The organism is Marinomonas gallaica (genome assembly GCF_049821165.1).
GTDB classification, from domain to species: domain Bacteria; phylum Pseudomonadota; class Gammaproteobacteria; order Pseudomonadales; family Marinomonadaceae; genus Marinomonas; species Marinomonas gallaica.
Genome location: NZ_CP187511.1, coordinates 3,282,543 through 3,305,130, shown reverse-complemented (window position 1 = coordinate 3,305,130; position 22,588 = coordinate 3,282,543). Strand labels below are relative to the sequence as shown.

General features: G+C 44.8%; 20 protein-coding genes. 16 read left to right on the top strand and 4 right to left on the bottom strand.

Features of this window, described 5'->3' with window-relative positions; all coding sequences use genetic code 11:
• Positions 1 to 3: 3 nt before the first annotated feature.
• Together rsxA and metG are read right to left on the bottom strand one after the other, a co-directional pair.
• A complete protein-coding gene (gene rsxA, locus ACPUEK_RS15550) occupies positions 4 to 585 on the bottom strand; it encodes an electron transport complex subunit RsxA (RefSeq protein WP_055463267.1) in 582 nt (193 codons plus the stop codon).
• A 240-nt stretch (positions 586 to 825) separates the two neighbouring features.
• Entirely contained in the window at positions 826 to 2,871 is a 2,046-nt protein-coding gene (gene metG / locus ACPUEK_RS15545; RefSeq protein ID WP_067218303.1) for a methionine--tRNA ligase, read from the bottom strand.
• 228 nt (positions 2,872 to 3,099) lie between these two features.
• Between metG and apbC the strand changes: the two genes are divergently transcribed.
• The 14 genes from apbC to ACPUEK_RS15475 all read left to right on the top strand — a co-directional run bounded on the left by apbC (position 3,100) and on the right by ACPUEK_RS15475 (position 18,489).
• Positions 3,100 to 4,161: an iron-sulfur cluster carrier protein ApbC gene (gene apbC, locus ACPUEK_RS15540; RefSeq protein ID WP_067036603.1), complete on the top strand. Its 1,062-nt coding sequence runs from the start codon at positions 3,100 to 3,102 to the stop codon at positions 4,159 to 4,161.
• An 8-nt stretch (positions 4,162 to 4,169) separates the two neighbouring features.
• Positions 4,170 to 4,754, top strand: a complete 585-nt coding sequence (dcd, locus tag ACPUEK_RS15535) for a dCTP deaminase (protein ID WP_067036606.1) — start codon at positions 4,170 to 4,172, stop codon at positions 4,752 to 4,754.
• A gap of 162 nt (positions 4,755 to 4,916) precedes the next feature.
• A complete protein-coding gene (gene fdhA, locus ACPUEK_RS15530; RefSeq protein ID WP_067036609.1) occupies positions 4,917 to 6,113 on the top strand; it encodes a formaldehyde dehydrogenase, glutathione-independent in 1,197 nt (398 codons plus the stop codon).
• A gap of 140 nt (positions 6,114 to 6,253) precedes the next feature.
• The gene (locus ACPUEK_RS15525) at positions 6,254 to 6,583 is read left to right on the top strand and encodes a thioredoxin family protein (protein ID WP_156489044.1); all 330 of its coding nucleotides are present in this window, start codon (positions 6,254 to 6,256) and stop codon (positions 6,581 to 6,583) included.
• Between the two features lie 17 nt (positions 6,584 to 6,600).
• Positions 6,601 to 7,053, top strand: coding sequence for a hypothetical protein (locus ACPUEK_RS15520; RefSeq protein ID WP_067218306.1), 453 nt, complete (start codon positions 6,601 to 6,603; stop codon positions 7,051 to 7,053).
• Positions 7,054 to 7,105: 52 nt separating this feature from the next.
• Entirely contained in the window at positions 7,106 to 8,149 is a 1,044-nt protein-coding gene (locus ACPUEK_RS15515) for a CobW family GTP-binding protein (protein ID WP_425641357.1), read from the top strand.
• Positions 8,150 to 8,324: 175 nt separating this feature from the next.
• Positions 8,325 to 10,124 (top strand): acyl-CoA dehydrogenase C-terminal domain-containing protein, encoded by a 1,800-nt coding sequence (locus ACPUEK_RS15510; protein ID WP_425641356.1) that lies wholly within the window; start codon positions 8,325 to 8,327, stop codon positions 10,122 to 10,124.
• A gap of 36 nt (positions 10,125 to 10,160) precedes the next feature.
• Positions 10,161 to 10,478 (top strand): SCP2 sterol-binding domain-containing protein, encoded by a 318-nt coding sequence (locus ACPUEK_RS15505; RefSeq protein WP_425641355.1) that lies wholly within the window; start codon positions 10,161 to 10,163, stop codon positions 10,476 to 10,478.
• A 78-nt stretch (positions 10,479 to 10,556) separates the two neighbouring features.
• Positions 10,557 to 12,242: an AMP-binding protein gene (locus tag ACPUEK_RS15500; protein WP_425641354.1), complete on the top strand. Its 1,686-nt coding sequence runs from the start codon at positions 10,557 to 10,559 to the stop codon at positions 12,240 to 12,242.
• A gap of 132 nt (positions 12,243 to 12,374) precedes the next feature.
• A complete protein-coding gene (locus ACPUEK_RS15495) occupies positions 12,375 to 13,124 on the top strand; it encodes an enoyl-CoA hydratase-related protein (RefSeq protein ID WP_067218320.1) in 750 nt (249 codons plus the stop codon).
• A 334-nt stretch (positions 13,125 to 13,458) separates the two neighbouring features.
• A complete protein-coding gene (fadB, locus tag ACPUEK_RS15490; protein ID WP_425641353.1) occupies positions 13,459 to 15,609 on the top strand; it encodes a fatty acid oxidation complex subunit alpha FadB in 2,151 nt (716 codons plus the stop codon).
• A gap of 27 nt (positions 15,610 to 15,636) precedes the next feature.
• Positions 15,637 to 16,812 (top strand): acetyl-CoA C-acyltransferase FadA, encoded by a 1,176-nt coding sequence (gene fadA / locus ACPUEK_RS15485; RefSeq protein WP_067218325.1) that lies wholly within the window; start codon positions 15,637 to 15,639, stop codon positions 16,810 to 16,812.
• A 98-nt stretch (positions 16,813 to 16,910) separates the two neighbouring features.
• Positions 16,911 to 17,366 carry a hypothetical protein gene (locus ACPUEK_RS15480; RefSeq protein ID WP_067218328.1) on the top strand — a complete coding sequence of 152 codons (456 nt, stop codon included), beginning with the start codon at positions 16,911 to 16,913 and terminating at the stop codon, positions 17,364 to 17,366.
• A complete protein-coding gene (locus tag ACPUEK_RS15475) occupies positions 17,359 to 18,489 on the top strand; it encodes a GGDEF domain-containing protein (RefSeq protein WP_425641352.1) in 1,131 nt (376 codons plus the stop codon). Before ACPUEK_RS15480 ends, ACPUEK_RS15475 begins: the two co-directional genes overlap by 8 nt.
• Here the strand turns inward: ACPUEK_RS15475 and ACPUEK_RS15470 are convergent.
• The gene (locus tag ACPUEK_RS15470) at positions 18,486 to 18,974 is read right to left on the bottom strand and encodes a hypothetical protein (RefSeq protein WP_425641351.1); all 489 of its coding nucleotides are present in this window, start codon (positions 18,972 to 18,974) and stop codon (positions 18,486 to 18,488) included. The two genes, ACPUEK_RS15475 and ACPUEK_RS15470, sit on opposite strands and share 4 nt — an antisense overlap.
• Positions 18,975 to 19,133: 159 nt before the next feature.
• Positions 19,134 to 19,880, bottom strand: a complete 747-nt coding sequence (locus ACPUEK_RS15465) for a siderophore-interacting protein (protein WP_425641350.1) — start codon at positions 19,878 to 19,880, stop codon at positions 19,134 to 19,136.
• A gap of 220 nt (positions 19,881 to 20,100) precedes the next feature.
• Here ACPUEK_RS15465 and glsB point away from each other — a divergent pair, with 220 nt between their 5' ends.
• Both glsB and ACPUEK_RS15455 read left to right on the top strand, forming a co-directional pair.
• The gene (glsB, locus tag ACPUEK_RS15460; RefSeq protein ID WP_425641349.1) at positions 20,101 to 21,009 is read left to right on the top strand and encodes a glutaminase B; all 909 of its coding nucleotides are present in this window, start codon (positions 20,101 to 20,103) and stop codon (positions 21,007 to 21,009) included.
• A gap of 108 nt (positions 21,010 to 21,117) precedes the next feature.
• On the top strand, positions 21,118 to 22,572 hold the full coding sequence (locus ACPUEK_RS15455) for a TrkH family potassium uptake protein (RefSeq protein WP_425641348.1): 1,455 nt from the start codon (positions 21,118 to 21,120) through the stop codon (positions 22,570 to 22,572).
• The last annotated feature ends 16 nt before the right edge of the window (positions 22,573 to 22,588 follow it).

The window sequence follows — 22,588 nt, the reverse complement described above, 5'->3', positions numbered from 1 at the left end:
CTCCTAGATTTGTACCAGACCAGTGAAGCCCATAAATGCCAGTGCCATTAGGCCTGCGGTAATCATACCGATGGCAGAGCCTTTAAAGACAACGGGCACATCAGCCACGTTAATACGCTCACGCATGGCAGAAAACAGCACCAATACAAATGAGAAACCAACCGCTGCCCCGAAGCCATAAAGGATCGATTCAACAAAGCCATTCTGTTTCGAGGTGTTTTGCAGCGCGACACCCAATACAGCACAGTTGGTCGTAATCAAAGGCAGAAAAATACCGAGTACGCGATAAAGTAGCGGGCTGGTTTTGTGTACGACCATTTCTGTGAATTGCACCACGACGGCGATTACCAGAATGAAAGAAATTGTTTTCAAATATTCGAGACCAAAAGGCTCAAGAATAAATTCGAACGTAAGGTAACTGCATAAGCTCGATAGCGTCAGCACGAACGTTGTCGCCATGGCCATGCCAATAGAGGTTTCTAGCTTACTAGAAACGCCCATAAAGGGGCAGAGGCCAAGGAATTGTACCAATACAAAGTTGTTTACCAGTATGGTACTGACGAGTATTAAGAGATATTCGGTCATCTCGCGTCCAATAAATACAGTGGGTGTTTATGGATAAAAAGAGCAGCCGTCTAAAAATAGTTCGGCTGAGCATAACTATACCAAGCTGCTTATAACTAACAAGACTAAAGCGCTGCCTAATTTAGTTTATTTTAGAATATGAATAGCACTCAGCAAGTATAAATTTTTTTAATCACTTAACGTGATAACACCGCCCACAGGTGAGTAAGCGGTGTTATCAGTGCTGAATGATCAAGCCACTTACATGACGCGTTGGCCGGGCTTAGCTCCATCATGCGGTTCAAGCAAATAGATCTCTTCGCCGCCAGGTCCTGCCGCTAAAACCATACCTTCTGATAAGCCGAATTTCATTTTACGTGGTGCTAAGTTAGCCACCATGATCGTTAGCTTGCCTTCTAGGTCTTCTGGTTTGTAGGCGGACTTAATGCCGGAGAACACTGTGCGCGTTTCACCACCAAGGTCTAACGTCAATTTCAAAAGCTTGTTGGCTTTCTCAACGTGTTCGGCTTTGGCGATTTTCGCAATACGCATGTCTACTTTAGCGAAATCATCGAAATTAATTTCTGCTGCGATCGGTTCTTTGCTTAGCTCAGTTTCTTCAGCTGGCGTAGATTCAGCGGCTGGTGTTTCTTTGGCCGCTTCTTCTTTGCCTTCTTCGATCATTGCATCAATTTGTGCCGCTTCAATACGTGGCATCAAAGCTTTGAATTTGTTTACAGTTTTGCCGAAAAGAAGCTCGACACGATTGTCCCATGTCAGTTCTTTGTTTAAGAAACCTTCGGCATCTGCCACCATGTCTGGCATAACCGGTTTCAGGTAGGTGGCTAAAATAGCGAATAGATTGAGTGACACAGTACAGATCTCTTGAACCTGAGGCAAAGTGTCTTCGCTTTTCGCTTTTACCCAAGGCTCTTCATCAGCAATGTAGGTGTTAGCTATGTCTGCAAGACGCATGATTTCACGCATTGCCTTACCGTATTCACGTGTTTCGTAAAGATCAGCGATCAGATCACCCGCATCGATGAACTCTTGAATCATGGCTTCTTGTGCTGGCGCTGCTTGCAGTTGGCCATCAAACTTCTTGTTAATAAAGCTGGCCGTACGGCTGGCAATGTTTACGACTTTGCCAACCACATCAGAGTTCACACGTTGTACAAAATCTCCAAGGCTAAGATCGATATCGTCAACACGAGAGTTTAGCTTGGCAGCAAAGTAATAGCGTAGGTATTGAGGGTCTAAGTGGTTCAGGTAAGTACGTGCTTTGATAAATGTGCCACGTGACTTAGACATTTTCTCACCGTCAACGGTGACATAGCCATGCGCATTGACTGCGGTTGGAGTTCGGTAACCCGCGCAATCTAACATTGCAGGCCAGAACAAAGCGTGGAAGTTAATGATGTCTTTGCCGATGAAGTGATATAGCTCTGCGTCAGAATCTTTGTTCCAGTAGTCGCCAAATTCTAAGCCTTCAGTACGATCACAAAGATTTTTGAAGCTCGCCATGTAACCAATCGGCGCATCTAGCCAGACGTAGAAGTATTTACCCGGTGCATCAGGAATTTCAAAACCGAAGTAAGGTGCGTCACGGCTAATGTCCCATTCGTGCAGCTCAGAATCCAGCCATTCAGCTAGTTTGTTCGCGACTTGGTCTTGGAGTGTGCCGCTGCGCGTCCATTTTTGTAAGAAGGCTTGGTACTCAGGCAGTTTGAAAAAATAATGCTCAGATTCTTTTTCAACCGGTGTTGCACCAGAGTAAACCGAACGCGGGTTGATCATTTCCATCGGCGTGTACGTTGCAGAACAGACTTCACAGTTATCGCCGTACTGATCTTCGGCCTTACATTTAGGGCAGGTGCCTTTAATAAAACGATCCGCTAAGAACATTTCTTTTTCTGGGTCATACGCTTGAGTAATTGAGCGCACAGAAATTTTGCCATTATCGCGACATGCTTTATAGATGGCTTCAGAGAACTCACGATTTTCTGGAGAGTGAGTCGAGTAATAATTGTCATAGCCAATGCCGAAATCTTTAAAATCGGCCATGTGTTCTTGGCGCACGCCTTCAATCAACTCTTCGGGCGTGATGCCATTTTGATCGGCCTTGATCATAATCGCAGTGCCGTGTGCATCGTCGGCACAGACGGCCGTACATAGATTGCCGCGAAGCTTTTGGAAGCGAACCCAAATGTCAGTTTGAATGTGCTCCAGCATATGACCCAAGTGAATAGAGCCGTTGGCATAGGGAAGGGCACTGGTAACTAGAATTTTTCGTTGCGATTGAGCCATTATGAATAAGCCTGCTGGAAATAAAGTGTAAGCGAATAAACGACGCTCCGTGTCGTTGAAAGTTAAACGGAGCGAATTGTATGTACTAATATAAGCGCGACATTATAAGTGGACGTGCTTAACGTGCAAGCATCAGGCTTGCTTTTCCGCATTTTGCCCCCACAATCGGCTTCATAGAAAGAACATATGAATAAGTAGACGCTTAAAAGTCTATTCCTAGGAGAAAACATGTCTGTATCACCTCAGGTGTTAGCGCAACTGTCAGCGTTAGTCGACCTTAACACGAACAAGCCTTATGGCGATGTTTGGCAAGTGGAAGAAAATGCATCCGGTTTGGCGGTTATTGCTACGTTACCTTACCCTGCACAAACGGAACGCGATGCGTTGCAGCAGCGTATTGAAGAGGCGTTGGAGCAAAGTGTGACCTTGGTGCTTCAGCAAGATGTAAAAGCTGCGTCTACGCAAGGCGCTGCCGCGAGCATGAAAGGTGTTAAGAACATTATTGCCGTTGCGTCAGGAAAAGGGGGGGTTGGTAAATCAACAACCACGGTAAACCTAGCATTGGCGATGGCCCGTGAAGGCGCAAAAGTCGGAATTTTAGATGCGGACATTTACGGCCCGAGTCAAGGCCTGTTGTTAGGCTTTGCGGGTGATACCCGTCCAGGTGTGCGCGATGAAAAGTTTTTTGTACCGCCTATGGCGCATGGCCTTCAAGTCATGTCGATGGCGTTTCTGACGACCAGCGAAACACCCATGGCATGGCGTGGTCCTATGGCAACGGGCGCGTTGATGCAAATTCTAACGCAAACTGAGTGGGACAATTTAGACTACTTGTTCGTGGATATGCCACCGGGTACGGGTGATATCCAGCTAACGCTGTCGCAAAAAGTACCTGTTGCTGGCTCTGTTGTGGTGACGACACCGCAGGATATTGCTTTGCTGGATGCTCGTCGTGGTATCGAGATGTTTAACAAGGTGAATATACCTGTACTGGGTGTTGTTGAAAATATGTCGACACACATTTGTTCAAACTGTGGCCATGCAGAAGCAATTTTTGGCGAAGAAGGTGGTAAAGCGTTGGCGGCAGAATACGGCGTAGAAGAGCTGGGGAAATTGCCGCTAAGCTTGTCGATTCGCAAGCTGGCTGATGCCGGTAAGCCTACAGTGTTGAGTGAGCCTGATTCTGATACTGCGATGATTTATCAGTCGATTGCGCGCAAGGTTGGTGCTACTCTTGCGGCCCGTTCTGAACAGTTCTCAATGCCGACAATTGGCATGAGTGATGATTGAGGTAAACCATGCGATTGTGTGACCGTGACATTATCCAAGCACTAGACGATGGTGTCATTTCCATTGAGCCCCGCCCTGATAACAGTGTTATTAGTGGTGTATCTTGTGATTTGCGCCTAGGAAACTCATTTCGAGTATTTCAAGGGCATCCTGCGCCTTTCTTAGATCTAAGTGGCCCAAAAGCAGATTTAAATGCCGCTATTGAGTCGGTAATGAGTGAAGAAATTATTGTCGATGCAGACAAACCTTTCTTTATTCATCCTGGTGAGTTGGCGTTGGGAGTGACAATGGAATCGGTCACTTTACCTGATCACTTAGTAGGTTGGTTAGATGGCCGTTCTTCTTTGGCGCGATTAGGGCTAATGGTTCATGTTACTGCGCACCGGATTGATCCAGGCTGGAGTGGTGGTATCGTTCTAGAATTCCTCAATGGTGGTAAATTACCTATTGCGTTGCGACCTGGTATGACCATTGGTGCGATCAATTTTGAAACCATGTCTGGCCCAGCAGATCGTCCCTACAATAAACGTGATAATGCTAAGTACCGTGGGCAAAACTCTGCTGTTGGAAGCCGAATTAGTGGCGATCAATAAGAGTTTTAGCTAGTCTATTGGGACGAAAGTGGTCAAAAAAGATACAGATGTCGTAAATGCGCAGCTTAACGGCGGTATTCGGCATCTGTTTTTTCGGTCATAGGGCTACTTTCTCTGGTGCAATTCATAGAATAATAACCACATTCAGTTAAGGAGTACTTTATGTCTCAACCGTCTAACCGTGGCGTCGTATACAAAGGCCCAGGCAAAGTCGCTGTAGAGTCTATCCCTTTCCCAGAGCTAGCGCTTGGTGATCGTAAATGTAACCACGGTGTTATCCTGAAAGTTCTTACAACTAACATTTGTGGTAGTGACCAGCACATGGTTCGTGGTCGTACTACTGCTCAAGAAGGTTTGGTTCTTGGCCACGAAATCACGGGTATTGTCCTTGAAAAAGGTGGCGATGTTGAATTCCTAAACGTAGGTGACATCGTATCTGTACCATTTAACATCGCTTGTGGTCGTTGCCGCAACTGTAAAGCTGGCATGACTGGTATCTGTCTTAATGTAAACGGTGACCGCGCTGGTGCTGCTTACGGTTACGTAGATATGGGCGGCTGGGTCGGTGGTCAGTCTGACTACGTAATGGTTCCTTACGCAGACTTCAACCTATTGAAATTCCCTGATGCTGACCAAGCAAAAGAGAAGATCCAAGACCTTACACTATTGTCTGATATCTTCCCTACTGGTTTCCACGGCTGTGTAACAGCAGGTGTTGGCCCAGGTTCTACTGTATACATCGCAGGTGCAGGCCCAGTAGGTCTAGCAGCAGCGGTTTCTGCTCAGCTTCTAGGTGCAGCGTGTGTCATCGTTGGTGACATGATCGAAGATCGTCTAGCTCAAGCGCGTAGCTTTGGTTGTGAAACAATAGACCTACGTGAAGAAGGCGACATGGAAGACAAACTAGAAGTCATTCTAGGTGAGCGTGAAGTTGATGCATTTGTTGACTGTGTAGGTTTTGAAGCACACGGTTGTGGCTGTAACGCTGGTAAAGAAGCACCAGCGACAGTACTTAACTCTGCAATGACAATCACTCGTGCGGGTGGCCAAATTGGTATCCCAGGTCTTTACGTGACTGATGATCCAGGTGCAGAAGACGAAGAAGCGAAAGTAGGTGCACTAAGCATGCGCTTCGGTTTGGGTTGGGCTAAGTCTCACTCTCTTCACACTGGTCAGTGTCCAGTAATGAAGTACCACCGTGCCCTAATGCAAGCGATTCTTTTCGATAAAGTTAAGATTGCTGACGCTGTAAATGTACAAATGATCTCTCTTGATCAAGCTCCTCAAGGTTACGCTGACTTTGATGGCGGCGCTGCGAAGAAATTCGTTATGGACCCACATGGTGAGTTCGTAGCGTAATAGTTCGCTTCGTAATCTCAAAAAGCCACGCATATGCGTGGCTTTTTTGTTTCTAGTGCCGAAAATATTTGTACTTTGTATTAAACTGAATACAGCCATCTTAGTGTTATAACTGCTTAATTAGCCATAGGTAACGCATTATGAATATTGTAATGGGCTTTAACGCAACTCACAGTGATGAAATGATTGAACTGTCGGAATTAGAAGCGATCGAGGAAGACGTTCTGCTTGAGTTTGGTACGCCTTGGTGTGGTCACTGTAAACGTGCTCAAAAGGTTTTAGAGCCAGTTATGAATGACTTTACAGATGTTGCCCATGTCAAGGTGTTAGATGGCAAAGGCAAGCGCTTAGGGCGTCAGTTTCAGGTGAAGCTATGGCCAACTCTTATTTTAGTTCGCAGAGGTAAAGAAGTGGCTCGCGTTATACGTCCTGAGACAGAGAGAGAGCTGCGTCAGTTATTAATTGATTAGTTTGGCAAAGGCACATTATGAAACAGTATAAATATACCGTATTAGGAGCAATCCTTGCGGGTGTCGTTTTTTTACTCACCGTTCTGTTAGACGTGGAATTATTTGAAAAATTGATCTTTTGGCTTAATGAGTTAGAGCACCTTGAAATAGATGAGCTGATCATTCCTGCATTGATTTTCATGGTGTTTTTCGTCATTGACTTGGTTCGTCGTAGTAAAACGAATCAGTTAAACAGCGAAAAATTAAAAATCTATCGTGCGATGGTAGCGTCTACGCATCACGTTTTAAATAATCTTTTGAATCAAATGCTGTTTGTTAAAATGAAGGCAGAAGACACGCCAGGTTTTGATCCAAAGGTTCTGAAAATATACGATACCATTGTCGATGATGCGAAAAGTCAGATTGAAGCACTTAGCAACGTCACCGAAGTAAATGAAGACAACATTACAGACTCTGTTCGTCCCAAATAACCTCTTTCGAGATGCCCCGTTCCATTTTCTTACTACAGTTTAAGGTTTTACTATGCAGTACAAAGGTATCAAGGTAAATGTCATCACTGGCTTTCTTGGGTCAGGTAAAACGACCTTGATTAAACAGTTGTTAGAACAAGTGCCTGAGGGAGAACGTTGGGCCGTGTTAGTCAACGAATTTGGTGAAGTAGGCATCGATGGTGAGTTGCTTAAAGTCGGCGATATTGCCATCAAACAAGTCCCTGGTGGATGTTTATGCTGTGTTTCGTCCGCCGCATTCAGTGTGGGGCTGAATGAGCTAATTAAAACGGCTAAACCTGACCGCATATTGATTGAACCAACCGGTATTGGTCATCCTCATCAAATTGTAGAGCAGCTCTGTTCCAAGCCTTATTATGGTGTCTTAGAGGTTTGTGGGACGATTTGCTTAATGGATGTGCGCAATTTGTCTGATCCACGTTATTTGGGGCAGCCAGCCTTTTTTGATCAGATTGATGATGCAGACATACTTATTGCCAGTAAAGCCGATCTGTACAGCAGCGATGATGAGTTACGTTTTTTACAGTTTGCTAAGCAATTTGAACCCGCCAAGTCAGTCATTGCCTTGAGCGAGCATGGTCGTTTTGATCAATCATGGTTGGATGTGGCTAGGGCGCAGCAGCATAGTCACCACGACCACGACCACGACCACGACCACGACCACGACCACGACCACGACCACGACCACGACCACGACCACGACCACGACCACGACCACGACCACGATGTCGTTACTAGCCAACCTAGTGCTGGAGTAATGTGTTATCAAAAACGAGATCTGGATATGGCCAGTATTGGTTGGGTTGCAGATTCGAATTGGTTTATCACGTCTGAGCGGTTTGAACAGTTTTTGGCGTATTTATCTGAAGCCTCTAACTTTTGGCGCTTCAAAGGTATTATTCGTGTTGATGATCAATTTGAACAGATCAATATGACCCAAACAGAAATGCAGAGAAGAGCAACCGATGAGGTGCTAACCTCAAGATTTGAATGTATTTTTTCGATAACTGATGGTTATGAAAAACATTTAAATGTGCTTCATAAAATCCTCTTCTAAGACGTTTTAAAGGCTTTATTTTTCTGGCACGTGACATGGCATAGAATGTCACTGGCGCGTTTTTGTTATTTAACTTGCTTCGATATGTTATTGAGAGAAGAACGCTTTTCGACAACGCTTAAGGGCATGTTGTTAAACAATCTTTTTTTATAAAAATAATATTGAGGTGAGTACCATGCCTGACTACAAAGCGCCATTGCGTGATCTGAAATTTATCACTGACGAAGTATTGGGGATTCATCAGCATTACGCCGCGCTAGCGGGTGCAGAGGAAGCAACACCTGATATGGTCAATGCCATTATTGAAGAGGGGGCGAAGTTCTCAGAGCGCGTGTTAGCCCCTCTGAACCAAATTGGTGATCAACAAGGATGCCGATTTGAGAATGGCGAAGTAACCACTCCAGATGGATTTAAAGAGGCGTATCAGCAATACGTAGAAAGCGGCTGGCCATCACTCTCTCATGATGTTGAAGTTGGCGGTCAAGGATTGCCTGAGTCGCTGGGCATGATGGTGTCAGAGTTTGTCTCAACGGCTAACTGGGCATGGAGCATGTATCCTGGATTAAGTCATGGCGCCATGAACACCCTTGAGCAGCACGGTACCGAAGAGCAAAAACAAGCCTACCTAACGAAACTGGTTACTGGTGAGTGGACCGGCACTATGTGTTTGACCGAGCCGCATTGTGGTACAGATTTGGGCATGCTTAAAACCAAAGCAATGCCAAACGACGATGGCAGTTACAGCCTGTCTGGCACGAAGATCTTCATCTCAGCTGGTGAGCATGATATGGCAGGCAATATCATCCATATCGTACTGGCTCGTCTACCAGACGCTCCAGCAGGTACCAAAGGCATTTCGCTATTCATCGTTCCAAAGTTTAATGTGACTGATGCTGGTGAAATCGGCACGCGTAATACCGTCAGCTGTGGTTCCATCGAACATAAGATGGGGATCCATGGCAATGCGACCTGTGTAATGAACTTCGATGATGCTAAAGGTTTCTTGATTGGCCCGCCTCATAAAGGTCTTAACTGTATGTTTACCTTTATGAACACCGCTCGCTTAGGCACAGCACTGCAAGGTTTAGCGCATGCGGAATGGGCTTACCAAAACTCTTTAGCGTACGCTAAAGATCGTTTGCAAATGCGTTCCTTAACAGGGCCTAAAGCGCCTGAAAAATCAGCTGACCCAATCATTGTTCACCCTGATGTTCGTCGAATGCTACTGACGCAAAAGGCGTTTTCTGAAGGCGGTCGTGCGTTAATTCATTACTGCTCAATGCTGGTCGATACCGTGAAGGCAGGGTCTCAGGAAGAAAAAGATCAAGCCGAGACGCAGTTGTCATTATTGACGCCAATAGCCAAAGCCTTTCTTACTGAAACCGGTTTTGAATCTGCTAACCACGGGTTACAAATATTTGGTGGGCATGGCTATATTGCCGACTGGGGCATGGAGCAAAACGTACGAGACTGTCGTATTGCCATGCTGTATGAAGGTACAACAGGTATTCAAGCATTGGATCTACTCGGCCGTAAAGTTCTGATGACTCAGGGCGATACGCTTAAAGCGTTTACTAAAATTATTCATAAATTCTGTAAAGCGAATGACAGTGATAAGGGCATCAAGCATTTAGTAAAACCTCTGGCGGCTTTGAATAAAGAGTGGGGCGAGATAACACTGAAAGTGGGCATGAAAGCGATGAAAAATCGTGATGAGGTTGGTGCGGCGTCAGTCGATTATTGTATGTATTCAGGTTACGTTACTTTAGCGTATTTCTGGGCTCGTATGGCGAAGACAGCCCAAGATAAGCTTACGCAAGGGACAGATGAAGAAGCATTTTACAAAGCCAAGCTACAAACGGCTAATTTCTACTTTGAGCGTATTCTGCCACGCACCAAGGCACATGCTGAAATGATATTGGCGGGTTCAAGTAGCTTGATGGCAATGGAAGAAGATCAGTTCTTTTTACGTTAATAATGACCAAAAAGTAATAGTAATAGGGAGACAATGATGAGTAATGCAAAAGAGATCTTTGACACCATGTTAACGCGCTTTGATAGTGACGCCGCTTCTGGCTTAAATGCTATATTTCAGTTTGAATTAGATGATGCAGATCCGTACTTTGTCACCATTGATGAAGGCACAGCAGTCTATGAACAGGGTGAGCATGATGACGCAACGGTGACCTTGTCGATGGACACCGATACTTTAGACGAGGTTATGTCTGGCGAACTTGATGGCATGCAGGCATTTATGCAGGGCAAAATCAGGGCAGATGGTGATATTATGCTTGCCACAAAATTGACTCAGATATTTCCTGTGCCGTAATGAACTTTGCTCAGTAATGAGCATCCCAAAGTATATATATTTTACTTCTCCATATAACGACAATAACGGAGACGCTTTATGCTGAACACCGATGTAGACATGCCCCAAGATAAAGAGCCCGGTAGTTATATTCCTGATCAGTTAAACCCAAAAGGGTTTAACTCGGTCGTTGATGTACTGTCTGAGGCTTGTGAACGCTTTAAAGATTTACCTGCTTTTACCAGTGTTGGTCGAACTCTTCACTATGGCGAGCTGAAACAAAAAGTAGACGCTTTCACTACCTACTTACAGCGTCATACCGATCTAAGGCCGGGGGATCGCATCGCTGTACAGCTACCAAATGTTATTCAATTTCCAGTAGTAGTTTTTGGGGCAATGCAAGCAGGCTTGGTCGTTGTAAATACGAACCCACTGTATACTCCACATGAGCTGGAGCATCAGTTTAATGATGCGGGTGTAAAAGCCGTTGTCGTGTTCGCCAACATGGCTGCTAACGTTGAGAAAATTTTACCTAAAACGGCGATTAAACACGTTATTGTGACTGAAATCGCGGACTTTCACAGTCCTATTAAACGTTTATTGATCAACTCAGTCGTTAAGTATGTGAAAAAGATGGTCCCCGCCTATTCGTTGTCTCAGGCAATAAGACTGAATGATGCGTTAGCGTTAGGCGCAAAGTATCGTCCTGAAATTGCTGATTTGAAGCGAACGGATCTTGCCGTTTTGCAATACACCGGTGGTACAACTGGAGTCGCAAAGGGAGCCATGCTGACCCATGCAAATCTTATTGCAAATATGCACCAGCTGAAAAATCGACTGGATTATTTGCTTAAAGAGGGGCAAGAAACCTTCATCGCGCCACTCCCTCTTTACCATATCTATGCATTCTTAATTCATGCCATGACGTTAGTCGAATACGGCGCCCATTCGATTTTGATTCCTAATCCGAGGGATTTACCCGCGTTTGTGAAAGAGCTTAAGAATTGGCGCTTTACCGGTTTTATTGGTTTAAATACTTTATTTTCTGGATTATGTAATCGGGACGACTTTAAAGAGGTTGATTTTTCAGCGCTAAAACTAACGGCTTCTGGTGGTATGCCTCTCACTCATGCTGCGGCTGATCGCTGGAAAGAGGTGACGGGGTGTACGGTATCCGAAGGCTATGGGTTGACGGAAACATCGCCAGTGGTTGCATTTAACCCTATTGGCCGAGAACAGATCGGTACGATAGGCCTCGCCGTTGAATGTACCGACGTTAAGATTATCGACGATAATGGAGATAGAGTTCAGGGCGGAGAACCGGGCATGTTATGCGTAAAAGGTCCACAAGTAATGCGGGGCTATTGGTTACGCGAACAGGCGACCCAAGATGTGATGACACCAGATGGCTTTTTAATCACAGGCGATGTTGCTACACAACAGTCGGATGGCTATTTGACGATTGTTGATCGTGCTAAGGACTTAATCATCGTGTCAGGTTTTAACGTTTATCCAACAGAAGTAGAAGATGTGATCACGCAGCATCCTGATGTCTTAGAGGCAGCAGCGATTGGTGTTGACGATGAGAAAACGGGAGAAGCGGTAAAAGCATTTCTAGTGCTGAAAGACGGCGCTACATTGGATCAGGATGCTATGCACAGCTTCTGTAGGGAAAACTTAGCTGCTTATAAAGTGCCCAAGCAGTACGAAGTACGTCAAGAGTTACCGAAAACCAATGTGGGTAAAATTCTGCGTCGCGCTTTGCGTAATCCCGAAGCAAATTAGTTGTGTGGCTGTTAGTAACGGCATTTTTTGGGCTAAACTCATTTAAAACTATTAAGAAATCCGGTCACTGCTGCGAGTGTGTGCGGTGGTGATTAAACTTTGTCGGCAGCATCATAATAGATGGAGATAGCAATGTCGGATCATATCAGTGAGCAGGTTGAACATGGCATCCAAATCCTGTCGTTAAATCGTCCAGAAAAGAAAAACGCCATTACTGTCGATATGTATCAAGCTTTAAGTGATGCGCTACATCGAGCGGAGTTGGATAACACCATTAAAGTGACCGTTATTACTGGTACAGGCCCGGATTTTTCTGCTGGTAATGATATTCATGATTTTGTTGAAATTGCTCATGTTCCAGAGAAAATGGCCTCTATTATGTCATTTTTACAGACTTTAACCTCTTACAAAAAGCCCCTGATTGGTTGTGTGGAAGGTTGGGCTGTTGGGGTGGGAGCCACCATGATGTTGCATTGTGACATGGTGTTTACTGCTCGGAATACCCAATTTGTGTTTCCGTTTGTTCAGCTGGGCTTAGTGCCTGAAGCCGCTTCAAGCTTTTTATTACCCCGTATTGTTGGCCATCAGAGAGCATTTGAAATGTTGATGTTCGGTGAACCGATCAATGCAGAAATGGCTTATCAATTGGGAATGGTCAATCACTTGTGTGAGCCCAAAGAAGCATTAAATCTAGCCATGAATTATGCTGAACGGTTAACCAAGTTACCAACCGAAGCAGTGATGTTGTCTAAAGATTTACTGAAGTGCCGCACAATAGATGATATCCAAATGGCACTCATGCGCGAAGGCCGCATTTTTAAGGATCGTTTACTGTCTGACGAAGCGCAGGTTCAGTTTAAGCGCTTCTTAAAAAAAGAGTGATGAAAACTGGCTGAATTACAAAACTTAACTATAGTTAAATAACAGTTTTGAGTGAAAAAGCTCTTAACATCCTACTGGTTTCGCCACCATAAATTTTCGCCCTAATCGATAATGTTTGATTAGGGCGTTTTTATTTGCGCTACGTTCTGGAAAATATTACGTATCAATCCTAGCCCAATCCGCTTAAATCTTGGTACAAAATGTCACTAAACAGAGTCTTTTTTGTTATTGAGGAAAGATACCATCTCTCTAAGCTTAATGAATGAAATGTTAAGACTGCGCCCAAATGCGCAAAAGCGCTCTAAGGCCATAAAAATAAAAGGTGGAGGCGAGTATGAAGTTCGAAGGAAAAACGCTTCGAGTGGTAACGAACGAGTCAGGGATTGCGACCCTGACGTTGGATCTTAAAGACAGTTCTGTCAATAAATTCGGTGCTCAAGCGCTTGCAGAATTGGCGGACGTAGTCACTCAATTAGAGCAAGGCAGCACTGCACGAGGTTTAATTATTAGCAGTGCTAAAGACGCCTTTGTTGTGGGGGCAGATATCACCGAATTCATGGGGTGGTTCCAGCTTGATGATGAGCAACTGACACAAAAGCTAAAACAAACACACGATATCTTCACCAAGCTTTCAAACTTACCCATACCATCCGTAGTGGCCATTAATGGGCTTGCATTAGGGGGCGGCTTTGAACTCTGCCTAGCGTGTGATTATCGAGTGATGGCGGACTCAGCCAAAGTCGGCTTGCCAGAAACTCAGTTGGGTATTTACCCTGGTTGGGGTGGAACCGTTCGTTTACCTCGCTTGATTGGTGTGGATAACGCCTGCGAGTGGATTTGTGGCGGTCAGCAGAAGCGCAGTGATGATGCGATGAAAGAAGGAGCGGTTGATGCCGTCGTTGCCGCAGATCAGGTTGTGGCATCCGCAGAACACCTTATGCAACAGATACTAGACGGTAAATTAGATTACCAAGCGCGTCGTAATGCTCTGCAACAGCCTATGCAATTTTCGTCAATCGAAAAAATGATGATTTTTGAGACCGTACGCGCCGTCGTTGGTGCCAAAGCCGGAAAGCATTATCCAGCGCCGATGGAAGCGATTAAATCTGTCGAAAAAGGCATTTTTCAATCGATTGATAAAGCCGTTGACACTGAAATCAAAGGCTTTGTGAAAATGGCCAAGTCACCCGTTGCGCGATCTTTGGTTGGTTTGTTCTTAAATGATCAGCATGTTAAAAAAGTGGCATCCGGTTACACCAAAAATACCGAACGTGTGGCGCACGCGGCGGTGCTCGGTGCAGGTATCATGGGCGGTGGGGTGGCATATCAGTCTGCTTCCAAAGGCACACCGATTGTAATGAAAGACATTCGCCAAGATGCTCTTGAACTGGGTATAAACGAGGCGAGTAAGTTATTTGGAAAACAAGTCGAGCGCGGTAAGTTAACTACCGATAAGGCCATGCAGGGATTAAGCAAAATTACGCCAGTGCTTACTTATGGCGAGGTAGAGAATGTAGACTTAGTGGTTGAGGCAGTGGTCGAAAATCCAAAAATTAAACAATCAGTATTGGCGGAAACAGAGTCTCATCTGCGTGACGATGCAATCTTGGCATCAAACACCTCAACGATTTCCATCAACTTACTGGCACAAGCTCTGAAACGCCCAGAGAATTTCTGTGGTATGCATTTCTTTAACCCTGTGCACCGCATGCCGCTAGTCGAAGTCATTCGTGGTGAAAAAACCTCTGATGCCACGATTGCCAAGACCGTTGCTTATGCTCAAGCGCTTGGCAAAACCCCGATTGTTGTTAATGACTGTCCAGGCTTTTTAGTAAACCGTGTGTTGTTCCCATATTTTGCAGGCTTTTCGGCCTTGCTGCGAGATGGTGCAGATTACCAAGCGGTTGATAAAGTGATGGAGCGCTTTGGTTGGCCAATGGGGCCAGCTTACTTGCTGGATGTGGTTGGCATTGATACGGCTTACCATGCCGATCAAGTTATGGCAGAAGGTTTCCCTGACCGTATGGGTCATGACGGTGAAAATGCGATTGATCGTTTCTTCTCATTGGGCCGCTTTGGCCAGAAATCGGGTAGTGGTTTTTATCAATACGAACAAGACCGTAAAGGTAAACCGAAAAAGCTTAAATCTGCTGAAGCCGAAAGTATATTGCAAGATCTAAGTGGTGAAACGAAGGCATTTGAAGACAGCGATATCATTGCACGTATGATGATTCCTTTGTGCATTGAAACCGCACGCTGCCTAGAAGATAACATCGTTGCGTCTGCCGCCGAGGCGGACATGGGATTGGTATACGGGATTGGTTTTCCCCCATATTTAGGCGGTGCGCTGCACTATATGGATGAAATGGGGTTAGCGGCTTTCTGTGAGTTGGCCGATCAGTACCAACACCTAGGTAAATTGTATGAGCCTACTGCTATGATGCGAGATATGGCGGCTCAACAAAAACATTACCATCAGTACTAATACCCATAGGAAGATAGGAGCTTAATCATGAAATTAAATCCAAACGATGTCGTTATTGTCGACGCAGTTCGCTCTCCGATGGGGAAGTCCAAAAACGGTGTGTTCCGTAATGTTCGCTCAGAAAACTTATCAGCTGAGTTGGTAAAAGCCTTACTAGCGCGTAACTCTGCGGTCAATCCTGCTGAGATTGAGGACTTAATTTGGGGATGTGTGAATCAAACGCTTGAACAAGGTTTTAATATGGCGCGTGCTGTGGCGCTGTTAGCTGGTATGCCCGTGACGACTGCAGCGCAAACCGTAAACCGTTTATGTGGTTCTTCGATGTCTGCCATTCATACAGCCGCTCAAGCGATCATGACAGGGCAAGGGGATATTTTTGTCGTCGGTGGTGTAGAGCACATGGGGCATGTGCCTATGATGCATGGGGTAGATGTTAATCCGGGGTTGTCCAAGCACATGGCGAAAGCTTCTATGATGATGGGCGTTACTGCAGAGATGTTAGGTAAAATGCATGGTATCAGTCGTGAAGCGCAAGATGAATTTGCCGTTCGATCTCACCAGAAGGCTTATGAGGCAACACTGAATGGACGTTTTACAAACGAAATCATTCCTATTGAAGGACATGATGGCGCAGGCAATAAAGTGCTAGTAGAAGTGGATGAGGTGATTCGCCCAGAAACATCAATGGAAGGCTTGGCGAGCTTGCCAACAGTCTTTATGCCCAAAGGTGGAACGGTTACAGCCGGATCGTCTTCGGCTTTATCCGACGGCGCGTCAGCATTGTTGATGATGTCTGCCGCTAAAGCTCAAGAGCTCGGTCTTACGCCGATTGCGAAAGTGAGAAGCATGGCGGTAGCAGGTTGTGATCCGGCGATAATGGGGTATGGTCCAGTGCCAGCCACTAAGAAGGCGTTTAAGCGCGCTGGACTCACTGTTACCGACATGGATTTGATCGAAGTCAATGAAGCGTTTGCGGCGCAATCCATTCCTGTGTTAAAAGATCTAAAGGTTCTTGACCAGATGGACGATAAAGTCAACTTAAATGGCGGAGCGATTGCGCTTGGTCATCCACTTGGTTGTTCAGGAGCACGTATATCGACGACACTTTTGCATCAGATGCAGGCGCGTGATGCTCAGTTTGGTTTAGCGACCATGTGTATTGGTATGGGGCAAGGTATTGCAACGATTTTTGAACGCGTTTAAATCCGCATGTACGAATAAGTTGTAATGCTTTTTGGAATGAATAAAGCAGAAAGAGCGTAAGTTTTTTCTGCTTTAATTCTGTTAAGGATTACAACGATATGAACGCTGTTATTACACTTCTGAGTATTGCTCTTCTAGCGGTTAGCCAGCCAGCGTTAGCTTTGACCCTGCAATACCAAAACAAAGTAGTCGTCTTTTCTCAGCAAGAGCTTATTGAAAACCGCAACTTTACCCACAAAATGTATGGCCCTTTTCGAAGACAAGAGGTCGTTTATGAAGGTTATGACCTTTCTTTATTCCTGCAACAGAATCTAAACGTTAACGCAAACACTGTCGTCATAGATGCCATTGATGGCTACAAAATGACCTTGAAAAACATCGACTCGCGGCCTTTGATGCTTGTGGTGAAAGAAGACAGTAAGCCTTTATCCATCCGAGAGCATGGCCCGTCTAGAATTATTGAAACAGATCTAGGTGGCAGAGATGTTCGCAATATCTCTTTATTCGATGACTGGGTTTGGATGATTAAGAAGATTGAGGTCATTGATGACTAAACCTTCGAGAACACTGAGTATTTTAGGTGTCGGTTTATTGTCCATTACGGTCGTCATTACTCTGGTGTTGGTGAATACTGTAAGGTTTGATGGTTCGTTACGCGCACTGTTTAATCGTGACCATGGTATTTATGACCATGCTATGGTCGATCGCTCAAAAAAGTATCTTTTGAACGTCCTTCCATTGATAGAGACCCTTAATGATGCAGCAGAAGAGAACTCACTTGTTCGCGAAGAAGCATTGGCGCAATTTGATCTTGCTTATGCCTATTTAAATATTGGCCGCTATTTAGAGCGTTACGAATGTGTTCAACCTGCGTTGGATGATATCTTGACACTGCGTGATGACGTAGAAAAAGGTGCGAAACGTGCTTTTAGATACCAAATATGGGCTGAAATTTTAACGTGTTATGATGACGTGGGTAGAAGCCAAGATGAGCTAAAAGCCAATTTAATTGAGCGCGCGCTAATTGATTCTAGGGCGAACCAGTTTTGGATGAACGTGGGGGTTATCTCGGTATTTGCGCTCGCTATCATGCTGTGGCTTTTGCTTGAAATTCAACACCGCCGCGGACATAAGAGTGAGACAGAAAAAGAGGCATGGCAAAGTAGAGCGATGACCGATCATTTAACGTCTACGTATAATCGTATGGCGCTGCATGAAGCCCTCGAGTCATTAGTGAAGCAATGGCCTGTGGCTAGTGAATCTGTTGGCTTAGTGTTTTACGACATTGATCATTTCAAGCAATTTAATGATTCGTTTGGGCATGTGGCAGGAGATGAGGCATTGCGCCAAGTCGCTAGTACGGTTAACAAACTATTACCCAACCCTTCAAGCCATTACCGATTTGGCGGTGAAGAGTTTTTTATCGTTAACCGAGACGCTGAGCACTCAGAAGTGGTTGCGCTAGCGGATCGAATATTATCAGCAGTACAAAACTTGAACATAGAAAACCCGAACAGCGACACAGGAATGTTAACAGTCAGCGTTGGTGTGTATATGTTAGAGCAGCGTGACTACACGGCTGAAGAATTGATCATGAAAGTGGATGAGCTGCTTTATGTTGCTAAAAAACATGGCCGTAATCGTGTTGTTGACGAATTTACAGGGCAGGATATCTAGCTGATATGAAATTTCTTCTCCAGCTCTGCTCGTTTTAAGAAGTGCTTTTGTTTGAGCGATTTAAGGTTTGCGCGCGCACGTTGCTTCGCTTCAGAAGTTTGGCGTAATTCATAGTTTGGCTCTAATTTAGCCATACGAAGCTCGGACTCATAGTGATCTAAGACATCGTCAATGTTGTCTTGATAATGCTCCTCTAATTTTTCCAGAGCCTGGTAATAGTCATCAAATACTTGGCTAATATTGGCCTTATAAGCGTAATGGCCTGAATCTGATGCATCGCGAGTGAGACGGCTGTGTACACGATAAGCTGACGGTAGGGCCTTATAATCAGAAGCCTCGATCGGACGCTCTTCAAGGTATGTTTCATAGCCCGACGACGTGGAGGTAGAGAGCGCCTCATCAGCGCTTGCAGAAGGCTGAAATAAAGACAACACCAAGATGGATGATAATGAGCCAAGCTGTTTTTTACGTATGATAAGTTTCATCAGGTAGTCCCCCTAGAAAGATCTAACCATTTGAGAATATTTAGTTCGATCTAGCTTGGCAATCCACTTAGTGTTGCTTGCACAGTGTTATGCAATTCCTGATTTTTTCTAGACTTAAACTAGATGGAAAAGTGCTCTGGTTTATGTGTTTCGGTTGTATTACACAGCGTCATTTTTATCTAGGTCTTCGCGCTTTTCAATTTTGTGTTGATCTTCGTTGAGACCGTGCTTCCAGTAACTTGAGATGTATAAATTACCTTTCTCAACGTCACTACGTTCTTTAAAGAACGCACGTAACGCACGCATAGAGCTGAATTCGCATGCGGCCCAAATTGCAACGTTGCCATCTAACCATTTAAGTGTCTTCACATGTTCTAATAGCGATTGACTGTCTTGTCCAGGATTAGGGTTTATGATCCATTTGAGTTCAATGTCGTCTGGTTTTTGCAGTGTTTGGATATCAGCCTCGGTTTGCACTTCCAGAATGGCATAGCCTTTAGACTCGCTAGGTAAGTTGGCTAAATTAACGCTGATAGCGGGTAAAGACGTCATGTCGCCGACAAAAATCATCCAGTCTGCAGATTCTGAAATACGTTTTTTGGGCCCAGGGCCACCCACTTGAATCTGGTCTCCTGTTTGCGTATGTAATGCCCAGAGACATGCCACACCAGAGTCCCCATGCAGTGCAAAGTCGACATCAAGTTCATGTTGGCGTTGTTGACGGATAGTGTAAGTCCGCATCAAGCGGCTACCATCCGTAGTAGGAAATATAAACTTAATGTAGCCACCTTCTTGGTCTTCAGGGAAACCTGCGAGCGCTTCACCACCAAGCGTAACCCTGAGCATATTGGCGGTAACGTACTCTTTACGAATGACCTTTAATAAACGCGATGTTGGCTTTGACACAACAGTGACCTCATAGTTCGGTTCTAATTGAGAATGGATATCAATTTATATTAGCGACTGCTTAAAAGCAATGAAACACACTGTTGCACAATAGTAACTGATTAGGAAAACAAGATTCTGCGTCATGGTGGACATAATTTTTCGTTCTGCTTTCGAAGCAGTTCTGGCACAATCTGTGGCCAAAATTATAAGACTAATCCCCCAAGAACTAAGGCTCTTTATGCAATCCTTACTGCGCACGATTTATGACGATGTAAAACCTCTTGTTGGACAGGGCAAAGTGGCTGACTACATTCCAGCATTAGCAAGCGTCGACCCTAATCAATTCGGCATAGCCATCTTTAGTAATAAAGGTGAGCTTTATCAAATCGGCGATGCTGAGGTGCCGTTTTCCATTCAGAGTATTTCTAAAGTATTCAGTTTAACATTGGCAATCAAGCATTATGGAGAGGGGATGTGGCAGCGTGTTGGCCGCGAGCCATCAGGTTTGCCATTTAACTCATTGGTTCAGCTTGAATATGAAAACGGTGTACCTCGTAACCCATTTATTAATGCTGGGGCGCTTGTGATAAGTGATATGAACCAGTCACGATTTGCTTCGCCACATTACGCAATGAGTGAGTTCGTACGCCGGATATCAGGCAATCCAGAACTCAAAACAGACTTGAAAGTTGCAGACTCAGAGTATGAGTTTCGTCATAGAAATGCGGCGATGGCTCACTTAATGAAGTCTAACGGTAATTTTGAGAATGAAGTTGAAGAGGTGCTGAAAAGCTATTTTGCTAATTGCGCATTGAGAATGAGCTGTGTTGATCTGGCGAAAGCGTTTAACTTTTTAGCGAACAAAGGATTTTGTTCCATCAGTAATGAACAGGTGCTTTCGGAGCAAGAGGCACGACAAGTGAATGCGTTAATGGCCACCAGTGGTATGTACGATGAAGCGGGCAGTTTCGCCTTTCAAGTCGGACTTCCTGGGAAAAGTGGTGTCGGAGGTGGCATCGTCGCGATTGTACCAAATCGTTTTTCGGTGTGCGTATGGTCGCCAGCCTTGAATAAAGTAGGGAACTCCACTGCGGGTGTTGCGGCATTAGAGTCCATGACTAAGCATATAGGCTGGTCAGTTTATTAGTGATGTAAGCCAAACTTTATAGTTTCTTAATAGGTTGGCTAAAAGCTTTACACCTAATTAATAAGTCAATTACTAGAATAGCCTCATTACTTTGTATTATGAGGCTTTATGATTCGTTTCATTCTAATGTCCCGCTTACTCTCCCTGCCTATGTTGTGGATGGGCGTCATCCAGCTAATATTTGCGGAGTTGTCACATTACCTCTTTCAAGATGGTGTGACTAAAGGGTTTCTTACAAGTGCCTTAATGACCATTGTATGCTCTTTAATGGTATTGTTTGGGGCACGAAAATATCGCTTCTCTTCCGTGAATACTAAGGAAGCGATTCTGTTTGCTGTGCTTACCTGGATATCTGTTGGTCTACTTGGCGCTGTTCCTATTTATAGTATTACGCAAGTAAGCTGGACGGATGCAGTGTTTGAGTCGATAAGCGCATTAACGACGACAGGCGCAACTATTTTAAGTGGCTTAGATAGTATGCCTAAAAGTTTTTTAATGTACCGTCAGTTCCTACAATGGATGGGAGGACTGGGGGTTGTGATTTTTGTTGTCGCAGTACTGCCAATGCTCAACATTGGTGGTATGCGACTGCTTAAAGCTGAGACAGTTGGCCCCGTAAAAGATGTAAAGCTGACGCCAAGAGTAAAGAATACCGCACATTATCTTTGGTATGTGTACTTATTGATTACCGTAGCCTGTGCAATGAGCTATTGGCTGGCAGGAATGAGTGTTTATGATGCCATTGCTCACAGTTTAACAACTGTCTCTACAGGTGGTTTTTCAACCCATGATGCCAGTATGGGTTATTTTGAAAGCAGTTTAATTCTATGGGTGAGCTGTATTTTTATGGCGCTTGGGGCGATTAGTTTCTCGTTACATTATAGAGTTGTCGCGGGAAAACGCCTTGCGCTGTATTGGAAAGACGAAGAGTGTCGTTGGTTTTTACTCCTTGCACTATTCTTTTCGTTATTGGTAATGCAGCAGCTACTGCAATTTTCAGATGAAACACATGTTTTAAAAGCCCTAACTCAAGCAACATTTCACGTATTGTCGTTTATGACCAGTACGGGGTACGGCGCTGGCGATTTTACGCAGTGGCAGGGTGCATCGATTATTTTATTACTGGTTGTTGGTTATATTGGTGGGTGTGCAGGTTCTACCGCAGGTGGCAATAAGGTGGTGCGAAATATTATTTCATTTAAAGCCATACTGCTGGAGGTAAAGCAACTGATTCATCCCAGTGCTGTGTTTACCATGCGCTATCAGGGGCGGCCAGTGAATGAACAGATACGGCACAGTGTGATGGCTTTTATGTGTTTAGCGGCATTAACAACAATCTTGCTTACTTTGTTATTAATGCTAACTGGCGTGGATTTTTTCAGCGCGTTGAGTGGCGTTGCTGCGTGTTTAAATGTGTTGGGGCCAGGTTTTGGTGCGTTGGGAAATAACTTTTCGCCGCTTACGGATGTCGCCACATGGTTGTTGTCGTTCACGATGATTTTGGGGCGCTTAGAGTACTTCACTGTCATTGCTATCTTTACGCCTTACTTATGGCGTGCGTAGCGCCAATACCTTTGGG